1 protein-coding gene is annotated in these 1,619 nt (G+C 69.3%); it reads left to right on the top strand.

Annotated features, from left to right (window positions below; genetic code table 11):
* Nucleotides 1-54: 54 nt before the first annotated feature.
* Nucleotides 55-1,587: an ISL3 family transposase gene (locus ACWD0F_RS52075; protein WP_449890586.1), complete on the top strand. Its 1,533-nt coding sequence runs from the start codon at nucleotides 55-57 to the stop codon at nucleotides 1,585-1,587.
* The last annotated feature ends 32 nt before the right edge of the window (nucleotides 1,588-1,619 follow it).

Raw genomic sequence — 1,619 nt, 5'->3', positions numbered from 1 at the left:
GGCTCTGTCTCGGATTCGGTGGTGACGGATCGTGCTGTGGCGTCACGCTGAGTTGTGCTTGATGATGACGGACTCGTACGTACGGTGTTCTCGGGGCTATCGCCCCTCGTTGTGGAAGAGGTGACAGACGAGGGCGAGCAGATTCGGGTACGCGCGCGGACCCCGGACGGCTCGGCCACCTGTCCTGGCTGCGGGGCCGAGACAGCGCGCGTGCACGGCTATCACCAGCGGAGCGTGGCCGATGTCGCGATCGATGGACGCCGGGTGCTGGTGGTGGTGCGGATGCGCCGCCTGGTCTGCCCGACCCGCAGCTGCCGCCAGACCTTCCGGGAACAGGTGCCCGGGGTGCTGGAACGCTACCAGCGCCGCACCCTTCGCCTGACCTCGCAGATCGGCGCGGTGGTCCGCGAACTGGCCGGACGCGCCAGCATGCGGGCGTTAGCCGCGCTGGCCGTGCGCTTATCGCGGCATACCGCCCTGCGCCTGCTGCTGCGTCTGCCGTTGCCTGCGTTGCGGGTGCCTCGCGTGCTGGGCGTGGACGACTTCGCTCTGCGTCGGCGTCATCGCTACGCCACGGTGCTCATCGACGCCGAGACCCGCCAGCGCATCGATGTTCTGCCTGGCCGCACCGCCGATGTGCTCGAGGCCTGGCTGCGCGCCCATCCTGGGGTGCAGGTGGTCTGCCGGGATGGCTCGGGCGCCTACGCCGAAGCGATCCGCCGCGCCCTGCCCCACGCCACCCAAGTCGGTGACCGCTGGCACCTGTGGCACAACTTCGGCGAGGCCGTGCTCAAAGAAGTGGCTGGACACAGCGCCTGCTGGGCCAAGGCCGGCCCCCCGATCAAGGACGGCAAGCGTGCACAGACCACCCGCGAACGCTGGCACCAGGTCCACGACCTGCTCGGCAAGGGCGTCGGCCTGCTGGAATGCGCCCGCCGGCTGAACCTGGGCCTCAACACCGTCAAACGCTACGCCCGCGTGCCCGAACCGATGCGCCTGCAACGCGCCCCGCAATATCGGCCCACCCTCGTCGACCCCTATCGCGACCACCTGCGCCGCCGCCGTGCCGAAGACCCCGCCGTCCCCGTTCTGCACCTGTTCAATGAGATCAGAGCCCTCGGCTACCCGGGCAGCTTCAACCTCCTCTACCGCTACATCACCCAAGGGCGAGTCGAAGCCGACCGGCTACCCATCGCGCCCCGCCGCCTGACCCGGCTCCTGCTCACTCACCCGGACAACCTCAAGGATGAGCACCGGCACTTGCTGGACGACCTCACCGCCGCCTGCCCCGAGATGATCGACTTGGCCGGACTCGTCCGCGGTTTCGCCGACCTGCTCCGGCCACGCGAAGACAACGCCGACCGTCTCGACGCGTGGATCGCCATCGCCCGCGCCGCCGACCTCCCTCACCTGCATGCCTTCATCCGCGGCCTCGACCAGGACCGCGACGCCGTCCATGCGGCCGTCACCCTGCCCTTCCACAACGGCGGCACCGAAGGCGTGAACACCAAGACCAAACGCATCATGCGCCAGATGCACGGCCGAGCCGGCTTCGCGCTGCTCCGCCACCGCATCCTCTTGGCCTGACGCTCCGTCACCACCGAAAGAGCGACAGAGCC

It is taken from the genome of Nonomuraea sp. NPDC002799 (assembly GCF_053592075.1).
The sequence above is the reverse complement of the archived record's forward strand: the minus strand, read 5'-3'. Positions and strand labels throughout refer to the sequence as shown.